We start from the raw sequence: 21,445 nt of genomic DNA, 5'->3' as shown, positions 1-21,445 counted from the left end.
GACAGTGGTCGCGGGTAGTTGGCCAACGTGCAGACAGTTTACGTTAGCATTCTAGCTGCGCCGGCCAGTTTGTGCATCCCGCACCTGCGGAACACGCTTGCTGCGGCCACTTCTGCGAAGAAATCATTCTTTCGTCCGGCGGCGAACCGCCGCCGACGTCCTTGCCAGCACTAGACAGTTTTCTAGCTCGGTTACACCGCAGTACGTTGCCGCAATGCCTCGTAGCACACAACGGCGGCGGTGACCGAAACATTGAGGCTGTCGATTTGCCCGAGCATGGGCAACTGGATCGCCTGCATATCGGGCTGATGCCAAGTGGGGGTAAGCCCCGCCATTTCGCTGCCGAGGATCACTGCGGCTGCCCGACGGTAGTCGACAGCCGTGTAATTCACGGCACCATCCACGCGAGCGGTAATCATCGCCAGCTGGTGTTGGCGGAGAAAGGCGATCGTCTCGGCCACGGTGGCCTGTGCGAGCGGCACGGTGAAGATGGCCCCGAGACTGGCGCGAATCGCATTCGGGTTGAAGAGATCGGTGCGCGCATCGCAGACAATCAGCCCGCTGGCACCGACCGCATCGGCCGTGCGCAACACCGCGCCGAGATTACCGGGCTTCTCGACCGCTTCGAGCACCAGAATCAGCGGCTTCGCTTTTTGCTGACTCAACTTTGCTGAAAACTCGCCGAGTGTGGCCGTTGGTGGTTCCGCGGTGGCAACGACGCCGGCCCTTCGTTCGCCGAAGGCCAGTTTCTGCATCACTTCGGCCGTGACATCAAGCACATCGGCATCACAGTCGCGCGCCTGACGAGCTAGCTGCCGCTCGGCGTCTGGATGAAGCACATCAGCTTCGATGAAGAGTTCTTTTAATCGCACGCCGGCCGAGAGGGCACGTTCCACTTCGCGCTGGCCGTCGATGATGATCAAACGTTGATCGTCGCGTCCGGAGCGGTCGCGCAATTTGACCGCTTGCTTCACTCGCGGGTTTTGCAAGCTGGTGATGGGAGGGAGCATGATTCGCGCGATTCAAGTAGCCCGACGCGTCAGCGAGGGAGAGTCAATGGGCCGGTCTCCCGCGCTGACGCGTCGGGCTACCAAGAAGGCACTACTTGCCCTGCTGGCGATTTTCCATTTCGTCGATGTAACGGCGCAGCCGTTCGAGTTCATCGACGACGTCTTTGTGCTTGAGCATGAACTCGACGCGCTTCAGTAGTTCGGTCTTGTTGACGGGCTTCGAGACGAAGTCGTCGGTGCCGGCCTTCACGGCCCGCTCGATATCGCCGGCTTCGTTGAGCGCCGTGACCATCAGAATCATGATCTTTTTGGTGGCCGCATCGGCCCGCAACTTGGTGCAGACTTCGAAGCCGTTCAGCTTGGGCATCATGACGTCGAGCAAGATCAGATCGGGATTGAACGATTTAACCTTGGCGAGCGTGTCTTGGCCGTCGACCGCTATTTCGGTATCGCAGTCGTAGGCGGCCAGATAGGCTTCCAGCAGCTCGCGGTTGGCCTGGTTATCGTCGGCAATCAGGATTCGGCTTTTAGCTGGCATGACACCGCAGATTTGAAAGGCGAGTGGAACGCGACGAGGGAGGTCGCTGAGCAAGCCATCATTCTAGTGCGCGGGTCGCTGGCCGAAAACGGCCCCCCAAGCCTTGCCCTTCGACATTGATCGCCCGTAGCGACGCAAGATCAAGATATTGACAAACGCGTCGTCATTTTCCGCCAGACTCAGAGATGATTCAGCCTAGTCCCACCAATACCGTGGTTTCTGATTCGCGGCAGTTGTAGCTGCGATTGCCTGCCTTGGAGAATGAACTTCAGGATACCTATGACACGCGTTATTTCGTGACGTCGTTACCAATGAACGTGAAGCAATTCGCTCAGGCTGTGCGTGCTTAGCTATGCGTGCTCATTGTGCGATCGAAAACACCTTGCATTGGTGCCCGGCCGTGACCTTTCGCTAGGATGTAGGCCGTCCACGGGATCGGATCGCGGGCGACAATGTGGCCTGACTGAAACGCTTCGCGAGCGGGCTTCTCAAGCATGTCGACAGCCAGGAAAGCGTTGCCACGCGCAGAAGAATCGCAGGCTGGAACGACGACTTCCTGTGGCAAGTCCCTGGTATCAAAAAACAGTCAGTTTGTGGTTGCCCTGGTCTCCAATGCCTCCCCTCAGATTATCATGTGGCACTACCAAAGGAAGTCATTTCGCGTTGGGCCACAACGTCACCAGAAACGCGCCGACATCTGCGAGGGCCCAAGAGGGAGACTATCCAATCAGCGATATTCGTGCAGTACTCGTGGATGTTGCGTAGCGCCGTCCATCCGTTCTTCATTCCACTTGTTACTCCCCGCGGAGTCTGCCGATGGCAAATCTACTCGACGGCCAGTCCGTTGAAATGCAGGGCTCCGGCGCCAAGCCGTACATCCTGAAAAACACGGGTGGCGTTTACTCCTGCACCTGCCCGGCATGGCGAAATCAATCGGTTTCGATTGAACGGCGAACTTGCAAGCATCTGCGGAAGTATCTTGGTGATGAAGCCGAGAATAAGCGACTCGGTCAAGCATCTGCTGCTATGCCAACCACAAAGCCAGCGGGCGAGGCCGCGGAGAGCCATGCTCCGAAACTGCTGCTCGCCGAATCATGGGATAACGAGCGTGATCTTACCGGTTGGTATATGAGCGAAAAGCTGGACGGTGTCCGAGCCTATTGGACTGGGGAGACTTTCGTTTCGAGGCAAGGAAACCGCTTCCACGCCCCCGTCTGGTTCACGGCTGGCTTTCCCACGACACCGCTCGATGGTGAGTTGTGGATCGACCGCAAGGCATTCCAGCAGACGGTCAGCATCGTCAGGCGGCAGGATGGCAGCGACCACTGGAAAAGGGTGCTGTACGTGGTCTTTGATGCCCCGTCCGCGGGAGGCACATTCGAGGATCGGCTCAAGGCAATTCGTGGGAGCAAGCTGGAACAAGCCTCTGCGCAAATGCGTGTCCTGCATCAGAGCATTTGCGAAGGGACCGATAGTCTGCGGAAGGAACTCTGCCGCATTGAGTCCTTGGGCGGCGAAGGCCTGATGCTCCGACAACCGGACTCGCGCTATGAGTTTGGGCGATCTTCGACGCTACTCAAGGTCAAGACATTCCACGACGCCGAGGCTGTCGTCGTTAGCCATCAACCAGGCAAGGGAAGGCACAAAGGGCGGCTCGGTGCGCTGTTGGTTGCCCTACCAAACGGCACGCAGTTCTCTGTGGGTACTGGTTTCTCGGATGCCCAGCGAGAGCGGCCGCCGGCAATCGGTGCCACAATCACTTTTCGCTATCAGGAATTGACTGATGGCGGCGTACCACGATTCCCTTCGTTTGTTCGAGAACGATCCGATGCGACCGGCAAGCCAACGCAGCGAAAGGATCTGGATTAAAACATTCGCCGGTTGATTCATCTGTTCACGCGCGACTCGCGATTGGCCACCCTACAGTTTGGTTCCCTAGCACGGGATCTATCAGCTATGCGGCACGATTCGCTATCCTGGAAGCACACCCGTGCGCCACCGCGCCTCAAGGTCTGCCAGTGACCAAGCCCGATGAACCATCTTCGCGACGTGACTTTTTAGCCGGGCGTAGTGCGCGCCAAGTGTTAGTGAAGTTGGTGGCCGAGACCTCGCCGCAAACAGCAGCGCCCGTTGCTCCGGCACCTGCCAGCAGGCCTGCACGACCGCTGCTGCATGTCAGTCGCGACGCAATGGCCTGCGAGTTCGAGATTTTCTTCGACCCGGTTCGTTATCCGAGTGGGACCGATGTGTCGGTGGTCGCACTCGATTTAATTGCCGCACTCGAAGATCAACTGACCGTGTATCGCGACAACAGCGAAGTCAGCAGGCTCAATGCCATCGCTTCGTTTCGCCCTGTCGAAGTCGAAGCTGGCTTGTTTCAACTGCTGCAGCGAGCACAGGAATTGCATCAGCAAACCGGCGGCGCCTTTGATGTGACGGCGGGGCGGCTGACCAAAACCTGGGGCTTCTTTCGCCGTGAAGGACGCATGCCCACACAGGCGGAAATCGACGAGGCTCTGGCAACCGTCGGTGCCGAATCGCTACAGTTGGATGCTGAGCGGCAAACGGTGCAGTTTTTGAAGCCGGGTGCTGAGTTAAACTTGGGGGCCATAGGCAAAGGCTATGCGCTCGATCGCGCTGCGGATCTGCTCGCTGATAAAGGGCTAGCCGACTGCCTGCTGCACGGCGGCAATAGCAGTGTGCTTGCCCGCGGCCAGCGTGACGAGCAAAGCAATCACTGGACCGTCGCTCTTAAGCATCCGCTGCGACCCACAGAGCGAATGGCAGAGTTTCACCTGCGAAATCAGGCCCTGGGAACGTCCGGCAGCGGATCGCAGTACTTCCATCACGGCGGTCGACGTTACGGGCACATCATCGATCCCCGCACAGGCTGGCCTGCGGAAAGAATTCTCACCAGCACCGTAATCGCTCCCACCGCAGCGGAAGCCGACGCGCTGGCCACCGCCCTGTATGTAATGAACCTCGACGAAGCAGGCGCTTTCAGCCGGCAGCGGCCGGATGTCGCGTCGCTGCTCGTTACCCACGGCAAGCATCCCGGGAAAATCGAACTGCATGCCTTCAACCTGGCTGCAGATGCCTGGAAGAACTTGCTCGCCGAGTGACACCCTAACTTGAGCCGGTAGCGTCAACGCCGGAGGGTATTTCTCAGGATGCTGCGGCCTCGCTTGGTGTCGGTTGCATCGTCACGCGCGCCGCGCAAGTCGCCAAACCGCGTCTAAAGAAGTCGTTAGAAAACGCGTTTCCCCGAGAGATATAGCAGCACGAAGCAGTGGCCCGGCATTTGCCTAATAGACATGCGACTGTCTCGCCCGCATGGTGTTTGACTTCTGAATTGGAATGCTGCAATGAGGTTACGCAGGAGCGCGTTTACGCTCGTCGAGTTACTCGTCGTGATTGCCATCATCGGCGTACTTGTGGCTCTGCTGTTGCCGGCCGTACAAGCGGCCCGTGAATCTTCGCGGCGCATGAGTTGTCAGAACAATCTGAAGCAAATGGGGCTCGGCTTCCATAACTTCGAAAGTGCCCGCGGGGGATTGCCTCCGCGACGCTACTCGTCGAACACCGACGGACATGGCTACGTCGGCTGGGGGGCGATCATATTGCCCTACATGGAGCAAGCTCCCCTCTGGGACAAGTACGACTTGCGTTACGACTATTACGATCCGGTGAACGCACCCGTCACCAACATCGTGCTGCCGTTTTATAAATGCCCAACCACACCGCACACCGGGACGAAGATGACCTCCGGCGGCAAGGCAACCGCTGGATCGCAAAATGCTGATAAGACCACCAATTTCTTTGTCAGTACTTACATGGATTACATGGTGCCGAATGGATTGACGGTGCCCACGAATGGCTGGGGCGCCGAATTCAGCTACAACGGTGCTGCTAGTAACTTTGTCAACGCGCTGTGGGACAGTTCGCCATCATTCACTCCTTACACTCCCACGTGGACTCCGCGAAGGATGTCGGAGATCAAGGACGGCACGTCGAACACACTGCTGGTTAACGAGATGGCCGGCTGGCCCATGATCTTCAAAGGTGGCGTTCGCCAGCCAGGATTGCAGTCGCAAACGCAAAACCGCGGGCACTGGGCAGGCTGGCAATCGTTTGTGTACGCGACGTACTCGCCGGACGGCCTGACGGCAGGTTCGTCTACGTCGGGCGACACCACGCCGTGTGCCGTGAACTGCGCCAACCAAAATCAGATTTACGGCTTTCACCCCGCCGGTGCCAACGTGCTGTATTGCGACGGCTCGGTGCGGTTTGCGGCGGCCAATATGAAGGCCCTCTTGTTTGCTCAGATCTGTGTGATTGACGACGGCATGACATTGGCCGAATAAGTTACGCACGTTCACTTTTTCCACTTGCAGGTCGAGACTCGAATTGATGATCAGGCGTGTTTATTTGTTGGTGATGGTACTGCTTGCAGTCGCAATCGTGGGCTGTAACTCGCGCCCCAAGTTGGACATGCCACCGCTCCATCCCGTGAAAGGAACGGTCACGTTTCGCGGCCAGCCTGCGGTCGGTTTTCGGGTGATTTTCAATCCCCTGACCGACATCGGCAAAGTGAAGTACTCGCCCGCGGCTCTGACCGATGCTACTGGCACGTTCGAGATCACTTCGCTCAAACCTGGCGACGGTGCGCCGGTGGGTGATTATGCCATCACCATTCAATGGCCCGATCACATCAATGAGCCGACGAACCCCGATCCAGTGCCTGAAGTCGACAAGCTGCGCGGCGCATACAACAATCCGCAGCGATCGAAATTTCGCGTCAGCGTCTTGCCCGGACCCAACACACTTCTGCCCTTCGCATTGAACTAGCCCAGATACTCGCTCGGAGCACGTCCGTCATGAAACAACCTTCCTTGCCTTCGTCTCGCCGGTCGGGCTTCACGTTGATGGACCTGCTGGTGACGCTCGGTTGCTGCACCGTCGCCACATGCCTGTTTGCACCTGCGCTCGTGCAGTGGCAAGCCACGGCCGACCTCGATACGTGCAAACAGAACTTGCAAAAACTCGGCAAGTCGTTTCAGCAGTTCGAGCAAGCGAAAGGTGGCTTACCTCCGCGTCGCACCGGGGGCGGCTTTGGCAATGCACCTTACGGCGGCTGGGGCGGGCAAGTCTTGCCGTATATGCACGAGAAGTTGGCAGCAGGTTATCACTCCGACTACGACTTCTTCGATCCAATCAACAAGAAAGTCGTCGAAACGAAGGTGACGGAATTCGTTTGTCCGGCCGCGCCAGCAGATCGCAAGCTGCTCATTCGCTCCAACGCTTCTGGGGCTTCCGCGAATCCCAACAAGGATACGCTGTTTGAAATTGAATGCGGGCTCAACGATTACATTGCCTCGAACGGCTTCTTTATGCCGCGCACTGGCTACGGCGTCGGCTGGCCCGAAGGTGGCCTCGGCAATCAGCGGCAAGCAATGACCGATACCGATAACCGCCCGCTCACGCAGATTACCGATGGCCTCTCGCAAACAATTCTGATCATTGAAAAAGCGGGGGCGCCTGCCACCTGGCGGAATGGCAAAAAGGAAAGCGACGACAATCTGTTTGCCGGAGAAAACATTTCGAGAGGGACCTGGGCCGGCTACGGCTCCATCGCGTTTGCCCCCATGGATCCGACGTCCAAAGATGGTTTGCGAAGTGCGCGGGGAGACAGCACCGATTGCACCGTCAACTGCAACAACACGTTCGGTATCTACGGCTTTCACGAGAAGGGGGCGAACATCCTCCTCTGCGACGGCGCGGTCCGCTTCGTAACTCCCAAGCTGGATGGTCTCACCTTCGGCCGCTTGACCACCCGCGACGATGGTCAACTGATCACGAACGATTCATTCTAGTTTTGCTCGCGACGATGATTCGCTTTCTACCCAGGACGTTCTATGGTGATGCTCTCACGGCAGGTTTGGATTTGCTCGGGACTTGTCCTGTCGCTGTTTGTGCCTGTAATAACGCTGGCTGAATCGCCGAGCTCCGGTGAACTCGCCGCCAAGATCGATCAGCATCTGGCCAGCGCTTGGCAACGAGCGGGCCTGCAACCGGCAGCCGTTGCCGATGAGGCGACGTTCCTCCGTCGCGTCTATTTGGACCTGGTGGGGCGCATTCCCACGGCGGCCGAAACGCAGGCGTATCTCGCGGATGCGCGTCCCGAGCGGCGCGCGTTGCTTGTCGAGCAATTGATCTCGTCGGGTGGCTATGCCCGGCACTTTGCCACCGTGTGGCGGCGAATTTGGATTCCTCAGGCTGATACGCAGGAGTTCGCTAGGCTCACGGGTGACTTCGAAGCGTGGGCAGCGGTGCGAATTCGAGACAACGTGCCCTACGACACTATGGTCGAACAGTTGCTACTCGCCGCTCGCACCCAACCTGTGGTGCAAGGGAAGCCTAACGAGGAAGTGAATCCGATTGGGTTTCAGGCCGCCAGCTTGTTTCGAGCCGAGAATCTCGCTGCGAATACCACGCGGGCGTTCCTCGGTTTGAATCTCGACTGCGCGCAGTGTCACGACCATCCTTTTTCGCGTTGGACCCGCGATCAGTTTTGGGAGACGGCCGCGTTCTTTGCTGCGCCCCAGAAAATGGCCGATAGCCAGGTTGCGGTGTTGGAAGTGAAGATTCCGGAAACCGATCGTCGGCTGCGGCCCAAGCTGCTCGACAACGAAACTCCGGACTGGCCCGCTGAGCTGGCAACAAGCACAGGACCGAAGGTTCTCGCAGCCTGGATCACGGACAAGGAGAATCCCTACTTCGCTCGCAATGCCGTGAATCGCATGTGGGCGCAGTTCTTTGGTCGCGGTTTGATTGAACCACTCGACGACATTAGCGAAGAGAATCCTTCGAGCCTGCCGGCGTTGCATCAAGAGTTGGCCGATGCGTTTGTGGCCAGCGGCTACGACCTCAAATTTTTGACGCGCGCATTGGTTAACACTCGCGCGTATCAATTTTCCACGATCGCCGCTGGCCCGTCTCCGCCGGAAGAACTGCATCTGTTCGAGAAGATGCCCGTTCGTGGTCTCACCGGTGAGCAGCTGTACGACAGCATGGTCATCGCGGCTGGTTTACCGACGGTACGCAACGATTTGCTGTCGTCCAGCGAAGCCAACCGCCGCGCACAATTTACAACGCTGCTGCACGTCGAGCGGGTCGTCGATGCCGAACGGTCGATCGTGCAGGCTCTCACGCTAATGAACGGCGAACTGAGTCGCGAACTCACGACTCCTGAGAAGACGCCCTTGCTGGCCGCAGCCGCCGACTCCCCGTTTCTCAGTCAGACCGAGAAAGTCGAAATGCTCTTCTTCGCGGCGCTCAATCGTCGGCCCAATCCGGCCGAAACCAAACAATTGCTCGATTATGTCGCCAACAAGGAGCTGGCTGCCGAAGGCGAGCAACGCTCCGAGCGCGCCGCGTTGGCCGACGTCTTCTGGGTTCTGCTCAACAGCAGCGAATTCAACACCAATCACTAATTCAGTACTTCTCATCATTCCCTACGTTTGCCCCAGAGGATTCTTCATGTCACGAACAAGCTCCCTTTCGCGCCGTGATCTGTTTCGAGCGGGTGCCGCCGTTACGGTTGGCCTGTCGCAATCGTCGTGGCTGCAAGGCTTAGCCAGTGGCGCGACAACTTCGCCCGAACGGAAGAAGTCGGTCATCGTTCTCTGGCTCAGTGGCGGTCCGTCCACCATCGACATGTGGGACCTGAAGACTGGCAACGCGAACGGTGGCCCGTACCAGGGCATGAATACCAGCGTGGCTGGTATTCGCATCAGCGAGCACCTGCCCCGCGTGGCTCAGGAAATGAAAGATATCGCCATCATTCGCTCGATGAAGACAAAAGAAGGCGATCACGGCCGCGCGACATTCCTGGGCGTGACGGGCTACGTACCGCAGGGCGCTTTGCAGTTCCCCGCGATTGGCTCGCTGGTAGCCAAAGAACTGGGAGACACTTCAGCGGATCTGCCCGGGTATGTGAGCGTTGCTTCGCGCCGCAACGCTTCGATCGGCGGTGGCTTCCTCGGGCCACGCTATTCGCCCCTGATGGTGGGCGATGGTCGCAACCGCAATCCAGCCGGTGCAGCGGACGAAGGGACCACGCTGAAGGTGCCGAACCTGGCTCGCCCTGAAGGTGTGACGGAGAGCTCGCAGCGAAATCGCTTGGAATTGCTCGAGCGGATGGAGGCTAACTTCGAGCCCGGCAAGAACAGCCGCGTGGTCGAAACGATGCGCTCGGCGACCGCTCAAGCGGTCAGCCTGATGAGGCCTCAAGCCGCCAAGACCTTTGACTTGAGCGAAGAGAACGACAAACTGCGCGATACCTATGGCCGGACTCAATTCGGCCAAGGCTGCTTGCTCGCGCGTCGATTGGTCGAGCGGGGCGTGCCGTTCGTCGAAGTCACCCTCGATGGCTGGGACACGCACCAAGGCAACTTTGATCGCGTGAAGACGCTGTCGACGACACTCGACAACGGTTTTGCGGCACTCCTGACCGATCTGCGTGAGCGTGGCATGCTCGATTCGACCCTCGTGCTGTGCATGGGCGAGTTTGGTCGCACACCGAAGATCAACGGCACCGCGGGACGCGATCACTGGCCTCACTCCTGGTCGACGGTTCTCGCTGGTGGCGGTATCCGTGGCGGTCAAACGATTGGCAAGACGAGTGACGATGGCATGACGGTCGAAGATCGTCCGGTGGCAGTTCCCGATTTGATTGCCACGGTCTGCAAGGCGGTGGGCATCGATCCGATGAAGCAGAACATTTCGAATGTCAGCCGGCCAATTCGCATCGCCGATCCAACCGCCAAGCCGATTTCGGAGGTCCTATGATCCTGGGGCGACGAGCAGTCCTGAATTGGCTGGTTGGTTTACTCCTTGGTGGCTGCGTGCCTGCCAGCTCGCAAGCATTTGAGTGCGAACTGGTTCTCTGCGGCCAGCAAGGGGCGGTTCGCGCGCAGCTAAGTGTGATGCATGGCGATCGTTCGCTCAGCGACAAGTGGACCGAGAACTTCGCTGCGATCGTGAAGTTTTATGATCGCGACGGCGATGGGCAACTATCCGCGCCAGAGGCAGCTCGACTCCCTTCGCTGCAAGCGATGCGCGAAGTGCTGAGCGCGGGATTCACCCCCGCATTCGGACAGCCGCTGACGTTTGCTGAGCTTGATGCAAACGCTGATGGTCAGGCCAGCGAGAGTGAAGTCGCGGCCTGTTACCGGCGCGCGGGGATCGACAAGCCTCTCATCGGCGCGGGTCTGCTGCCGCAAACAAAGGCGATGAATGCAGCGCTACTGCAGTTGCTCGACGCCAACAAAGACGGCCGTGCTGACGAAGCCGAACTCAAGAGTGCAGCCTCGGCTATCGAGCGCTTCGATCGGAACGACGACGAAATGATCGGTGCTGGCGAGTTGCTCGTTGGCCTGCGCTATCCGGGCGCCAGTGGCAGTTACCTGCTCTTGCCGCCGAAGCCTGGCACTGATTCGACCGCGCTCATCCATCAAATCGCCGCCGTGTTGCTCCCCGAAGATGGAAGCGATCAAGCCTGGGCAGCCGTGGTTCTGAAACGGCTTGGCCGCAATAGCGATGGTGAACTCGCCTTGGCGGAGACGGATTTGGCAGCTCCCTTGTTCGCAGCCCTTGATGCGAATCGCGATGACAGGCTCGTCGTTGCCGAGCTGGCAACCTGGCGCGAGCAAGCACCAAACTTCGCGATTCAAGTTCAATTCGCGAAGCCCGCTGCAAAGACAGAGGCCTCGCCCGTTACTCGCCCCGTGCCTGTTGCCAAAGCGACTATCCCTGCCGACGCTTCCCTACAATTCGGTTCCCTCGTATTGACCAAGCCCGGCATCAACTTGGTCGTGCGCACCGACCTGGGCAAGCTCCCGGAAGTGGCCGAGGCCCGCTATGAAAGGCTGCGCGAGCGATTCGACGAAGACGATCAGAACGACGACCTGCTGCTGGATAAAGGCGAACTGGAGAAGGCCAAAGAGCGCGAATGGCCGTCGCTGCTTGCCACGGTCGATCGCAATGGCGATGATCAACTGAGCAAGGACGAACTGCAAGCGTGGCTGGCGCTGCAACAGCAACTGGCAGAGTCCCAGGTGTTGTTTACACTCCTCGATGCAGGCCAGGGGCTGTTCGAATTGCTCGATACGAATCACGACGGGGCGCTCTCGACTGCGGAACTGCGGGCAGCAGGTTCGCAAATCTCGGCGGCGGGCGCGCTCCACGACGGGCACTTGAACTTTGATCGCTTGCCACGACTGGTCATGATTACCGCCAGTCATGGTTATCCACAGTCGGTGCTGGGGGCTGTCGAGCGCACGGGGCCAAACTGGTTCCTGGCGATGGATCGCAACCAGGACGGAGAAATCTCGAAGCGCGAGTTCACCGGGCCACCTGCTGCCTTCAAGAAGCTTGATGCCGATGAGGATGAGCGAGTCTCACTCGCCGAGGCTCAGCAGGCCAACAACAAGTGACGTGCTGCCACGTCCGGCCGAGCAGTGGAGCCGCCGTTTCGCTGCGACTTGACCACTCGCAAATTGCCCCCTAGAGTTGGGTAGAAGCCGCGCGCGCTGGCCGCGAGGTTGCTTTTCTTCCGACTCTAACGATTGGCACCGCCATGAACTACTACGAAAAGACGAACCCCTACCAATCTCCGTTTGATATTGGGACGGTGCCGGCAGCTCTGGCGGAAGAATCGGCCCGGACGACTTTTATTCGCCGGGTTTACTTGCACGTGTTTGGCGCGATCTTGCTGTTCACCGGCATCGAAGCCGCCATCTTCACGCTCGTCCCCGCCCAAACGCTGCAGGGCACGATGGCCATGTTGCTGGGCGGTCGGTTCGGCTGGCTGATGGTCATCGGGGCCTTCATGGCCGCTAGTTGGCTCGCTCAATCGCTGGCCAATTCGGAAACCTCCAAAGCGATGCAATACGCCGGGCTATTGCTCTACGTCTTCGCTCAAGCGTTGATCTTTGTCCCGCTGCTGTACATCGCCCAGCGAACCGCTCCTGAAACCATTCCCGCTGCCGGTCTGCTCACGCTGCTAATCTTTGGTGGTCTGACGACGTTTGTGGTTTTGACTAAAGCCGACTTCTCGGGCTGGGGCCAGTACCTGTGGTGGGCGGGCATCGCCACGATGGGCGTGGTGGTCGCCGGCATCTTCTTCAACTTTCAACTGGGTGTCTGGTTTGCCGCTGCCATGGTGGGCCTGGCCAGTGCCTACATCCTGTACGACACCTCGAACATCCTGTTCAAGTATCGCACCGATCAGTACGTCTCGGCCTCGCTGGCCTTGTTCGCCTCGATCACGCTGCTGTTCTATAACATCCTGCGTCTGCTGATCGCGCTCAATCGCCGGTAGGCCGTCCTGGCTTCGCGTTTCACCAACGAGTCTCCCTCAGCCGCAATCACATGACCGACTACGACCACCGCTATCTCGAAGGAATCGAGCACTTCAACAAGTGCGATTTCTTTGAAGCCCACGAAGTGTGGGAAGATCTGTGGAAGGACGTCGGCGGTCCGTCGCGGCTGTTCTACAAAGGGCTGATTCACGTTGCCGTTTGTATGCACCACTTCGGCAACGGCAACATTCGCGGCGCCAAGAAGCTGTACAACAGCAGCCGCGGCTATCTGCAGCCTTACGGGCCGGTGTTCGAAGGGCTCAATATCGAAAAGCTGCTCGCCGAACTCGAAATCTGCTGCCAGGAATTCCTGAGCAGTACCGACGAGTTTCCGCAAGTCGAAGTGAATGCCGACTTGATTCCAGAAATTCATCTGGAAGCGTAGCTTTGGCACTACGCGCGCGAATCACCGGCAGCCGCGGGAATCGTTTGAGCCGCAGCCAACATCCTTAGTGCGGCCTCGGCCGTTCCGTTGCCGGGAAACTCTTGCAGGGTGCGCTCGTAGTAGGCGATCGCTTGGGGACCGTTTCCCAACTGTGCGTAGCAGAAGGCGATATTGACGAGAGCCATTTCGCGGTAAGCCATCGCGCCGGGGGTCATCATAAAAATCGAGCGGTAGTCGTCGAGCCAGCGGTAACGATCAAAGAATGTGTAACTGGCCAGGTAGGCTTGGATCGCCGCCGCAAACTCGCCCCGCTTATACAGGCCAATTCCGCGACGATGGTGACGCGCCAGAATTTGCCGAGAGCCGAGCGAGTAGGCGAGATAAACTCCCGAGCCGAGCACGATCCCTCTGGCATTGCCAAGCCACTTCCAACCAACCCAGCAACAGAAAGCTCCGACCAGAAGCTGCGGAATGCATGCTTGCCAAAGTATCGGACGCACGATGGGCAGTTGCGACATGAAATCTTCTTTCCTCTCGTCTCCCGCCTCTCGTCCCTGGCCCCTAATCTCTGGCCCCTAACCCCTTCCCCGTCATTTCCGTTCAAAAATCTGCACGCGCTTGCCGTTCACTTCGCTGACATAGAGACGGCCGCGGCTATCGCGGTCCATCAGGTGCGGCAGCAGGAGGGACTTGGGATCGCCCCACGAGGCAACGGTCTTGCCGGTGGTGTCGAGGTGATAGATCTTATGCACGTCGCCGTCGGTGGCGATCAGTTCGTCGCCGATCACAATCAGGCCAAACGGATTGCCGCCGAAGGTCCAGCTGTCGAGGTACTTGCCCGTGTTGTCAAAGATCTGCACTCGTTTGTTGCCACGATCGGCAACGTAAATGCGGTCCTTCTGATCAATGGCCAGACCGTGAGCCGTGGCGAACTCTCCTTCGCCTTTTCCCTTCTTGCCCCAAGCGGAAACAAACTTACCTTCGGGCGAGAGCTTGACGATGCGACCATTGCCGGCATCGGCAACGTAGAAGTTGCCGGCACTATCGATGACCAGATCGTCGGGAGACTTGAAGCCCGTTTCGCCACCGACGCCTTTCCCTTCCTGGCCGAAGGTGAGCAGCAAGCGACCTTCGCGATTGAACTGCCGCAGCACGTGATTGCCGTTGTCGGTCGTCCAGATGTGGCCTTCCTTGTCGACCCGTAGGCCGTGCGGCACTTTGAACAGGCCTTGGCCCCAGCCTCGCAGGTATTTGCCGGTCTTGTCGAAGGCGAGCAACGGAACTTCGCCACGCTGGAGGATGTAAATCTCGTCGTCTTTACCGATGGCGACAGCTGAGACGGCACCCAGTTCCACGTCTTTCGGCAGTTCGACAAACCCGACCGATTGATAAGGAGCGGCAGTCGCTTCGCAAGCGCCCAGGTCAGTGGTCGCTCGCTGGATGGCAGCCATCGGACTGGTCACCGGCTTCACTTCGGAAGGCTTGGTGTCGGAAGCGCCTAGCGTTTGATTGAGCAGGCGTTTGCTTTCGCCGAGCAGGAACTTCGTATCCTTGAAAGGCTCAAAGCTGATGTCTTGCCAGCGAACGAGCCCCTGACTGTCGATCAGGAAGGTGCCGTGCAGCGGCAGTTTTTCGAAGTCGTCGTAGCAGCGATACGATTGAAATGTCGCCAGGTTCGAATCGGCCACGAGCGGGAACGGAATCGGTCCATCGGTATAGTTGTCGATTGACGACTTGAGCCCCGCCTGGTCATCGCTGCTCACCGCGACAATCTCGATGCCCGCCGCCGCGAACTGCGAATGAGCCTTGCCGAAGTCCTTGATCTGCTCGGCACAGTGCAAGCAGCCGTGACCGAGGAAGAACAGAACAATCACCGGCTTGCCGCGATAGTCGGCCAGTCCGTGCTTCTTTCCGTCGGCATCGGTCAGTTGCCAATCGAGCGCCGGCGAAGGAGCCCAACGGAAGGGACCGAGCGAATCGAGCGAAGGGCGATTGCCCGTATCGGCCTTGGGAGCCTTCACAATCCGCCAATCACCTTCCTGTCCTAACTCCTTCGCGATGGGAGCAAACCGCTGGAAGATGGGCGCGCTGAGATCGATCTGGCCGGAGATCTCGCGCAGTTCGTCGAACGTCTTGCGAGCGTCGCCGGTCTTGCCAGCCAGGAATTGAATCTCGGTCAGATTCATTAACGGAATGACTTCGTTCTTGCGACTGCTGACGTTTGTTGTGGCCGCCTTGATGGCCTCGTCGGCATTGCCGGCTTTGAACTGCAGCCAGGCGAGATAGCCATTGTCGCTACCGCCGGCCTTCTTCAGCAGTTCGTGCCCCTTCTTGAAATCGCCTTGGGCGACGGCTTGGTGACCTTGTAGTTCTTCGACGAGTTTCTTCAGCGGAGTCAGCTTGGCGTCGAAGGTCTTCTTGGCGGTCTCGACAGCCTTCTTCACATCGCCCTCGGACTTCTTCTCATCCTTGGCCTTGGTTTCGGCCTTGGTGCCAGCGATGGTTTGATCGTCGACCATGTCGTCGAGCAATTGTTGCTGCTGTGCGAGGAGTGCATCGGCGGCGAGCAGTTCTCCCCGGCGATACAGGGCCAATCCGATGTGCTTCAGACGCTTCTGTTGTTCGGCTTCTTTCTCAGTGGCGTCGAGGTAGGGCGTTTCGGTCAGGGCAAGCAATTCGTCCCACAGTTCGAACTTGACGAGCGACTCCCACAACCGCGAGCGGCCCAGCTGGGCACTGCCGCCACGATCGAGCGTGTTGTACTTGGGATGGCGCGGGAGAGACGTCATGTTCTTGGCGAGTTCGACCGCTTCGCGAGCGCGGCCGGTGTGAATCAAATTGCGAATCAGCCATTCGTTGTTGTGGGCGAAGTTGTGAATCTGATCGGGCAGTACGCGATCGCGCATCATGTGGGCATGATCGACGCGGGCGGAAGCCTCTTGCTGAAAGCAGGCATCGTCGTAGCGGCGCGTCTTGCTGTAGATGTGCCCCGGCATGTGCCACATGTGGGCGATGCCTGCCGAAGATTGCCCGCACAGCGCTGCCGACTTCAGTGCATTGTCGGCTCGTTCGATATCCCAGAGGTGAATGCGATAGTGGTGCGCTGGATGCATCGGGTTCTTCAGAAAGACCTGATCGATGAGCGCGTCGACGGCCAGAAAGCTGCTGATCGGCAGGCCCGAGTCGCGATTCTTCCACAACTGTAGCGCCAGCAGGCTGCGGGCTTCGAGATCGTCGGGATACTTGTACAAAATCTTCTCAAGGGCCTTCGTGTAGGCTTCGTTCCGTTCCTTCTTCTTGTTGTTGTCGGCCCTCAGATAGGCATCGAGCGCGTCGATATACAGCACTTCATGCTCGCCGGCGTTCGCTTTGCGCTTGATGCACTCGGCCATGAACTTCTTGCCGCGCTCGCGGTTGTCCATATTCGCCAGAGCCATGCCCCAGTAGGCAATTGCGCAGTCCTTATCGAGGGCCGCGGCCTGGCGAAACGAGCGCTCGGCTTCGTAGTACCAAAAGCCGTGCAGCTGGCCGATCCCTTGCAGGACGAAGGCAACCGCTTCGGGATTTTTGCTGGTCACAGGAAATTCGATCTTCGGCATCCCGGGCATCAGGTAAGCCTTTTGCCGTGGACCTTCGTTGAAGACCTCGGCATGCAGCGAATGCCCCGGCAGCGGACCGTTGGACGGAGGAGCCTTCTCGTCTGCTTTCTGATCGTCAGCCTTCTTTTCTTCGGGCTTGGCCTCAGCCGGCTTCGCGTCAGCCGGTTTGGGCTCTTCCTTTTTCGGTTCTTCTTTCTTCGGCTCTTCCTTGGGAGCCTCTACCGGCTTCGCTTCGTCCGGCTTCTTCTCTTCGGGCTTCTTTTCTTCCGCTGCGGCCGCTGGTGCAGCAGAAGCCTCTTGTCCGTGGGCGTGGAGCGGTGCGACGAGTGCGGCGGCAAGCAGCCAGAGGCTAAGGGAAGCGAGTGCTCGGCAATGCATGAGTGGGCAATCCGGAGATCGAGAGAACAAAGCTTGAGCGGCCGAACCGGCGGCTCGTAGGCGGGAACCTCAATTCTAGGCTGAGAAGCAGGTTCGCCGCAAATGGCTGGAAAGAATGCTGGCGGGCAGTTCGAAATTCGGATTTTATGTCGGGCGAAGTGGACAACGGTGGAACTGCTTACCACCCATTGCTGCACATCCGTCGCTCTGGCAGCAGGCCTTTGCGACTCTCGATCGTTAGTGCTCGCAATTCGTCGCGTCGACGAAGATACTCGCGGCGAACTTGAAACTGCTCGTCGGCAATATGATCGTTCAGCGAGCGGAGCCACCAGGTTACGACAACCGCCCAAAGTAGCGTTAACCAAAACAAGTGCAACGCGATGATTCTCATCCTCGCCATTCTAACCGCGCACGCAAAAGCCCCGCCAGAGTGACGGGGCTTTGCACCTTTTGGGTTGTACGGTTGAAGGGGCCGACTACACCACGATTTCGAAGTTGTCCTGGTCGAAAGCCTTGAAGATGCTGTTGTCGAGGTCGATCAGGGCGTCAGTGCCAAGGCCGCCATCGAGGTCGGCTGAGGCAGCGATGATTTCGTCAATCTGCAGAATGTCGTTGTCGGTGCCCATGTCGACTTCTAACTCGCCGTTCAGACGCAGTTCCTCCAGCAGCACCACATCTTGGCCGGCCCCCGTTTCAATATCGACCGTTCGGTCAAACAGACTGTCTTCGATGGTGACCTGATCGTTGCCGGCCTGAGTGCGAATTCGCAGGTCCGAGTCGCTGGAAATCAAGATGTCGATGATGCTCACCAGGTCGTTCTCGGTGCCGGTATCGATATCGACCAGCCCTTGAAACGTGCCGTCAATCAGTTCGACGCGGTCGTTGCCACCTTGAGTATCAATCTCCAGAGCCTGGTCGCCGTTCTCGGCGCGGACGATCAGGCCATCCAGCTTGACGGTGTCGGCATCGTTACCAAAGCCCGTATCGATAATCACGCGACCTTGCACCTGCAGGCCATTGGTAGTGAACGTGTCGGCACCGGCTCCCATGTTCACCTGCAGGTTCTGCTTCACCTGCGGAAACTCGCCCAGCGAGGGCAAACCGGGTCGACTGGCAATGAAGGTATCGCCGCGATCGAACTTCACCGAGTCGTTGCCGCCGTTCATGTTCAGGAACACGCTGCCCGTTACACCATTGACCACTTGAAAGCCCTGGCCTTCGACGGTGGTGTTGCCGCTGCCGGTCTTGGTGCCGATGATCGCGAACCGATCTTCGCTCAGTTGGCGAATGAACAGGCCGTTGGCGTCGTTGTCGCCAGTGATGAACAGGTTGCCGCCGGTTTGCAGCAGGTCGACGTCGCCGGCCATCAGCTGGCGGCTTTCCAGGTTTTCGATGGCGAACCGACGGGCAGCAGGGGTCGAACGGGTAGCGCGAGACATGGCAGAAATCTCCAGCAAAGGTGGGAAGTGAGGCGGGAGACGAGCGGAAGGTGGGAAGTTTTTCAACTGGCTCGTCTGCACTATCAAGCGGGGATTTCTGCCGGTTGTTACCAAGAATTCTGGCAACGGGGCAAACCATAACCCGAGCGGCTACTTCGCCAGGCCTGCACCGCAACCACATCGCTAGCAAGGGCTTTATCGCCAGAATTGAGAAAAGGCTGCCTGCGTCGCTGGTCGATGAAACGAGTAGATACCTTCACGCCCGCGAAAGTGGCAGGGACGCTCATGCACAGCCAAGCCTTTTTTTGCGCCGACTGCGGCCAGTCCGCCCAGGGAAAGTTCTGCTCGAACTGTGGTGCCCGGATTGTCGTCGACCACATCCCCATCTTGAACGACGATGGCACGCTGGTCGAAGTGCTGCCCGACTGGGAGCAGGAAGTCAGCTACGAAAACATCCTCAAGTTTCCGGATGTGCGCCAGACCATTCAGCGGCACGCAAAGCTGGCTCCCCAGCGGATCAGCGGCGAGCAGTTCCTGGCCATCGCCGACAAACTCGTGCCCCAGGCTGTGTCGCTGGAAGGGGTCGCTGCCGTCGCCCAGATCGTGTTCACGCGAATGGGAATCAAGACCGACAAGCAGCGTGATGGTCAGGTGGCAGCGCCGGTGGGCGAGGCCATTGTGCGGACGCTCTGTTCGCTCGCACGGCGCGGTCGACCGATTCGCAATGTCACCCAGGCCGCTGATGGCTGCGTGATCGAAGCGACTCAACCTTCCGATGTCTGGTCGCTGGCCGGCAGCCTGCTGGTGACGGTCCGTCGTCAGGGAAGCGATGCTGCTGCAGTGAGCGCCACAGCAACCGTCACGGGGCAAGTGTTCGACTGGGGCAAAAACACCCGCTGCCTGGATGAGCTCTTTAGCGATCTGGCTCAGCGGGCCGCGTAAAGACAGAACTGCTATTGCGGATACAGTTTCTTGATGACGGCTTGATCGATTTCCGACAGACGATCGAGCGGGACGTTGACTAGCCCCCCGTCCTTGCGTTTCAGCATCACCAGGCCCTTCTCGAAGCCGAGCAGCTCCGCTTCCACGCTGAACGTGCCGGTGCTGTTGGTCCAGACCTTCGTCAGTGGCTCTTTCTCTTCCGCTGGTTTTGCCGCGACAGCCTCGCCGTTCGCTGCTTCTGCTGCGGGGTCTGGATTCTTCTTCAGACGCAGCCGATCGAGGGTCACGGTCTCGGTGTTTTCAAGTGCGATGTGAATGATCTCGACAAACTTGCCACGCTTGGTCTTCACTTTCGCATCGTGCCAATGACCGTCGCTGTGAACGTAGACGGCATCCTTCGGTTTGACTTGGCCCATTTCAGCAACTTCAAAGCCAGGTGCCAACGACTTGTTCGTGAGCGGTGCTTTGATGGGCTTCATCGCTTCGGGCAGCGGTGCCAGGTTTCGCTTTTTGCGCTCGCGGTTGATCGACTCGGTAAAGGCATGAGCGTCGGCAACACGGCGGGCTTCATCACGCTCCTTGTTAATCTCCGCCATCTTCGCGGCGAACTTCAAGGCACTCTCTTCCTCGGCCTTGCGTCTCACCTCTTGGGCCAGAGCAAACTCGCGAGCGCGAACCTCGCTCACCTTGCGTAGTTCTTCGGCTTGCTTTTCCCGTTCGATTCGTTCTTGTTCCTGCCGTTGCCTTTCAGCGGCATCGGCCAGCAATTGCAGTCGATCCCGTTCTTCTCTCCCGAGCTTGTTGAACTGCACCTCCAATTCACTTTGCTTCACCATCAACTCACTTTTATCGCTCGGAGTGAGTTGCTTGGTCCGCAGCGATTTTTCGATCGCTTGCATCTCATCGATGATGTCTCGTTGGGCGGGGACGAGCGTCTGCTCGCGTCGGCTGCCCGAGGATTGGCTGGGGGATTTGTGGTAGCCAATGATCAAATCGCGAATGCGATCGGCCTCTTTGTTCTGCGACAGGCTCGCCTCCCTGGCAATTTCCTGTTCGATGCCGCGCTGGCGAGCTTCCTCAAAGCCCTTGGCATCGAATTGAGGACCAGCCATACCCGGACCGCCGGGCATCATGCCCGGTCCACCTGGGGGCATCATGCCCGGCGGCATCATGCCAGGATTCATGCCTGGGGCCATTCCGCCAGGAGGCATCATCCCTGGGGGCATCATGCCGGGGCCCATTGCGCCCGGGGGCATCATGCCTGGTGCCACGCCCATTCCACCCGGCGGCATGTTCTGAGCCATGGTCGGCGGTTCACCAGCGAGCAGCGAACGGGCTTCGCTTACCAGTGGAGCATTAACATTGTCGGCAATGTCGGTGGGTGCTGGGCCCGAATCGCGGAGGGCGGCTTGCATCTTCAATTGAAGTTGCTGGTCCATGCCGCGGATGCGCTCGATGAATCGCGATTGCTCACCTGTGGGAACATTGCCGCGAAATTGATTCCGCAACTGATTCGCGCTGGTCGTCATCTCGACGCGCAGGCGGACTTTCTCGGCGACGACATCGTTCCACGTGGTCTTCGAGCCGCAGCCTACGTTGCCCGCGAGACAGGCCAAGCCTACGACGACCATCACACTCGTCACAGACCGCTTTAGCGCGTTGATCATGCCCGAATCCTTACGCAGAGGAAATGTCTCGCAGATCATACCTTCGGGGGTTGAATGAAGTCAA

General features: G+C 58.7%; 18 protein-coding genes. 11 read left to right on the top strand and 7 right to left on the bottom strand.

Annotated elements, in window-relative coordinates:
- Positions 1-191 precede the first annotated feature (191 nt).
- Positions 192-1,010, bottom strand: a complete 819-nt coding sequence (locus NA78x_RS30545; RefSeq protein WP_425616171.1) for a TrmH family RNA methyltransferase — start codon at positions 1,008-1,010, stop codon at positions 192-194.
- 91 nt (positions 1,011-1,101) lie between these two features.
- Entirely contained in the window at positions 1,102-1,548 is a 447-nt protein-coding gene (locus tag NA78x_RS30540; RefSeq protein ID WP_425616170.1) for a response regulator, read from the bottom strand.
- An 816-nt stretch (positions 1,549-2,364) separates the two neighbouring features.
- Here NA78x_RS30540 and NA78x_RS30535 point away from each other — a divergent pair.
- The 10 genes from NA78x_RS30535 (at position 2,365) to NA78x_RS30490 (ending at position 13,356) form a co-directional block, all read left to right on the top strand.
- Positions 2,365-3,417: a DNA ligase gene (locus tag NA78x_RS30535; RefSeq protein WP_425616169.1), complete on the top strand. Its 1,053-nt coding sequence runs from the start codon at positions 2,365-2,367 to the stop codon at positions 3,415-3,417.
- A gap of 149 nt (positions 3,418-3,566) precedes the next feature.
- Complete coding sequence (locus NA78x_RS30530; protein WP_425616168.1) at positions 3,567-4,670, top strand: FAD:protein FMN transferase; 1,104 nt, start codon at positions 3,567-3,569, stop codon at positions 4,668-4,670.
- Positions 4,671-4,913: 243 nt separating this feature from the next.
- Positions 4,914-5,912, top strand: coding sequence for a DUF1559 domain-containing protein (locus NA78x_RS30525; RefSeq protein ID WP_425616167.1), 999 nt, complete (start codon positions 4,914-4,916; stop codon positions 5,910-5,912).
- 127 nt (positions 5,913-6,039) lie between these two features.
- The gene (locus tag NA78x_RS30520) at positions 6,040-6,396 is read left to right on the top strand and encodes a hypothetical protein (RefSeq protein WP_425616166.1); all 357 of its coding nucleotides are present in this window, start codon (positions 6,040-6,042) and stop codon (positions 6,394-6,396) included.
- 29 nt (positions 6,397-6,425) lie between these two features.
- Positions 6,426-7,421: a DUF1559 domain-containing protein gene (locus NA78x_RS30515; protein ID WP_425616165.1), complete on the top strand. Its 996-nt coding sequence runs from the start codon at positions 6,426-6,428 to the stop codon at positions 7,419-7,421.
- 42 nt (positions 7,422-7,463) lie between these two features.
- Positions 7,464-9,041: a DUF1549 domain-containing protein gene (locus NA78x_RS30510; protein WP_425616164.1), complete on the top strand. Its 1,578-nt coding sequence runs from the start codon at positions 7,464-7,466 to the stop codon at positions 9,039-9,041.
- A 46-nt stretch (positions 9,042-9,087) separates the two neighbouring features.
- Complete coding sequence (locus NA78x_RS30505) at positions 9,088-10,398, top strand: DUF1501 domain-containing protein (protein WP_425616163.1); 1,311 nt, start codon at positions 9,088-9,090, stop codon at positions 10,396-10,398.
- A complete protein-coding gene (locus NA78x_RS30500) occupies positions 10,395-12,044 on the top strand; it encodes a hypothetical protein (RefSeq protein WP_425616162.1) in 1,650 nt (549 codons plus the stop codon). Before NA78x_RS30505 ends, NA78x_RS30500 begins: the two co-directional genes overlap by 4 nt.
- A 143-nt stretch (positions 12,045-12,187) precedes the next feature.
- On the top strand, positions 12,188-12,931 hold the full coding sequence (locus NA78x_RS30495; RefSeq protein WP_425616161.1) for a Bax inhibitor-1/YccA family protein: 744 nt from the start codon (positions 12,188-12,190) through the stop codon (positions 12,929-12,931).
- 50 nt (positions 12,932-12,981) lie between these two features.
- Positions 12,982-13,356: a DUF309 domain-containing protein gene (locus tag NA78x_RS30490; protein WP_425616160.1), complete on the top strand. Its 375-nt coding sequence runs from the start codon at positions 12,982-12,984 to the stop codon at positions 13,354-13,356.
- Between the two features lie 8 nt (positions 13,357-13,364).
- Here the strand turns inward: NA78x_RS30490 and NA78x_RS30485 are convergent, their stop codons facing one another.
- The 4 genes from NA78x_RS30485 to NA78x_RS30470 all read right to left on the bottom strand — a co-directional run bounded on the left by NA78x_RS30485 (position 13,365) and on the right by NA78x_RS30470 (position 18,772).
- The gene (locus NA78x_RS30485; RefSeq protein WP_425616159.1) at positions 13,365-13,874 is read right to left on the bottom strand and encodes a tetratricopeptide repeat protein; all 510 of its coding nucleotides are present in this window, start codon (positions 13,872-13,874) and stop codon (positions 13,365-13,367) included.
- 72 nt (positions 13,875-13,946) lie between these two features.
- Positions 13,947-17,333: a redoxin domain-containing protein gene (locus tag NA78x_RS30480; protein WP_425616158.1), complete on the bottom strand. Its 3,387-nt coding sequence runs from the start codon at positions 17,331-17,333 to the stop codon at positions 13,947-13,949.
- Positions 17,334-17,511: 178 nt separating this feature from the next.
- The gene (locus NA78x_RS30475) at positions 17,512-17,724 is read right to left on the bottom strand and encodes a hypothetical protein (protein ID WP_425616157.1); all 213 of its coding nucleotides are present in this window, start codon (positions 17,722-17,724) and stop codon (positions 17,512-17,514) included.
- An 85-nt stretch (positions 17,725-17,809) separates the two neighbouring features.
- The gene (locus NA78x_RS30470; protein WP_425616156.1) at positions 17,810-18,772 is read right to left on the bottom strand and encodes a hypothetical protein; all 963 of its coding nucleotides are present in this window, start codon (positions 18,770-18,772) and stop codon (positions 17,810-17,812) included.
- Between the two features lie 237 nt (positions 18,773-19,009).
- On the opposite strand from NA78x_RS30470, the gene NA78x_RS30465 reads away from it, so the two are divergent.
- Positions 19,010-19,714, top strand: coding sequence for a hypothetical protein (locus tag NA78x_RS30465; RefSeq protein ID WP_425616155.1), 705 nt, complete (start codon positions 19,010-19,012; stop codon positions 19,712-19,714).
- A gap of 11 nt (positions 19,715-19,725) precedes the next feature.
- On the opposite strand, the gene NA78x_RS30460 is transcribed toward NA78x_RS30465, so the two are convergent.
- Positions 19,726-21,381: an SHD1 domain-containing protein gene (locus NA78x_RS30460; RefSeq protein ID WP_425616154.1), complete on the bottom strand. Its 1,656-nt coding sequence runs from the start codon at positions 21,379-21,381 to the stop codon at positions 19,726-19,728.
- Between the last annotated feature and the right edge of the window lie 64 nt (positions 21,382-21,445).

The organism is Anatilimnocola aquadivae (genome assembly GCF_049819085.1).
GTDB lineage: Bacteria > Planctomycetota > Planctomycetia > Pirellulales > Pirellulaceae > Anatilimnocola.
Note: the sequence above shows the minus strand (reverse complement) of the source record. Positions and strands in the feature narration are given on the sequence as shown.

What these genes read in the sequence shown, in the direction of transcription:
- NA78x_RS30545 (WP_425616171.1), bottom strand. Translation starts at nt 1,010, where the DNA reads ATGCTCCCTCCCATCACCAGCTTGCAAAACCCGCGAGTGAAGCAAGCG.
- NA78x_RS30515 (WP_425616165.1), top strand. Translation starts at nt 6,426, where the DNA reads ATGAAACAACCTTCCTTGCCTTCGTCTCGCCGGTCGGGCTTCACGTTG.
- NA78x_RS30520 (WP_425616166.1), top strand. Translation starts at nt 6,040, where the DNA reads ATGCCACCGCTCCATCCCGTGAAAGGAACGGTCACGTTTCGCGGCCAG.
- NA78x_RS30460 (WP_425616154.1), bottom strand. Translation starts at nt 21,381, where the DNA reads ATGATCAACGCGCTAAAGCGGTCTGTGACGAGTGTGATGGTCGTCGTA.
- NA78x_RS30535 (WP_425616169.1), top strand. Translation starts at nt 2,365, where the DNA reads ATGGCAAATCTACTCGACGGCCAGTCCGTTGAAATGCAGGGCTCCGGC.
- NA78x_RS30510 (WP_425616164.1), top strand. Translation starts at nt 7,464, where the DNA reads ATGGTGATGCTCTCACGGCAGGTTTGGATTTGCTCGGGACTTGTCCTG.
- NA78x_RS30490 (WP_425616160.1), top strand. Translation starts at nt 12,982, where the DNA reads ATGACCGACTACGACCACCGCTATCTCGAAGGAATCGAGCACTTCAAC.
- NA78x_RS30475 (WP_425616157.1), bottom strand. Translation starts at nt 17,724, where the DNA reads ATGAGAATCATCGCGTTGCACTTGTTTTGGTTAACGCTACTTTGGGCG.
- NA78x_RS30500 (WP_425616162.1), top strand. Translation starts at nt 10,395, where the DNA reads ATGATCCTGGGGCGACGAGCAGTCCTGAATTGGCTGGTTGGTTTACTC.
- NA78x_RS30505 (WP_425616163.1), top strand. Translation starts at nt 9,088, where the DNA reads ATGTCACGAACAAGCTCCCTTTCGCGCCGTGATCTGTTTCGAGCGGGT.
- NA78x_RS30540 (WP_425616170.1), bottom strand. Translation starts at nt 1,548, where the DNA reads ATGCCAGCTAAAAGCCGAATCCTGATTGCCGACGATAACCAGGCCAAC.
- NA78x_RS30480 (WP_425616158.1), bottom strand. Translation starts at nt 17,333, where the DNA reads ATGCATTGCCGAGCACTCGCTTCCCTTAGCCTCTGGCTGCTTGCCGCC.
- NA78x_RS30485 (WP_425616159.1), bottom strand. Translation starts at nt 13,874, where the DNA reads ATGTCGCAACTGCCCATCGTGCGTCCGATACTTTGGCAAGCATGCATT.
- NA78x_RS30525 (WP_425616167.1), top strand. Translation starts at nt 4,914, where the DNA reads ATGAGGTTACGCAGGAGCGCGTTTACGCTCGTCGAGTTACTCGTCGTG.
- NA78x_RS30495 (WP_425616161.1), top strand. Translation starts at nt 12,188, where the DNA reads ATGAACTACTACGAAAAGACGAACCCCTACCAATCTCCGTTTGATATT.
- NA78x_RS30465 (WP_425616155.1), top strand. Translation starts at nt 19,010, where the DNA reads ATGAAACGAGTAGATACCTTCACGCCCGCGAAAGTGGCAGGGACGCTC.
- NA78x_RS30470 (WP_425616156.1), bottom strand. Translation starts at nt 18,772, where the DNA reads ATGTCTCGCGCTACCCGTTCGACCCCTGCTGCCCGTCGGTTCGCCATC.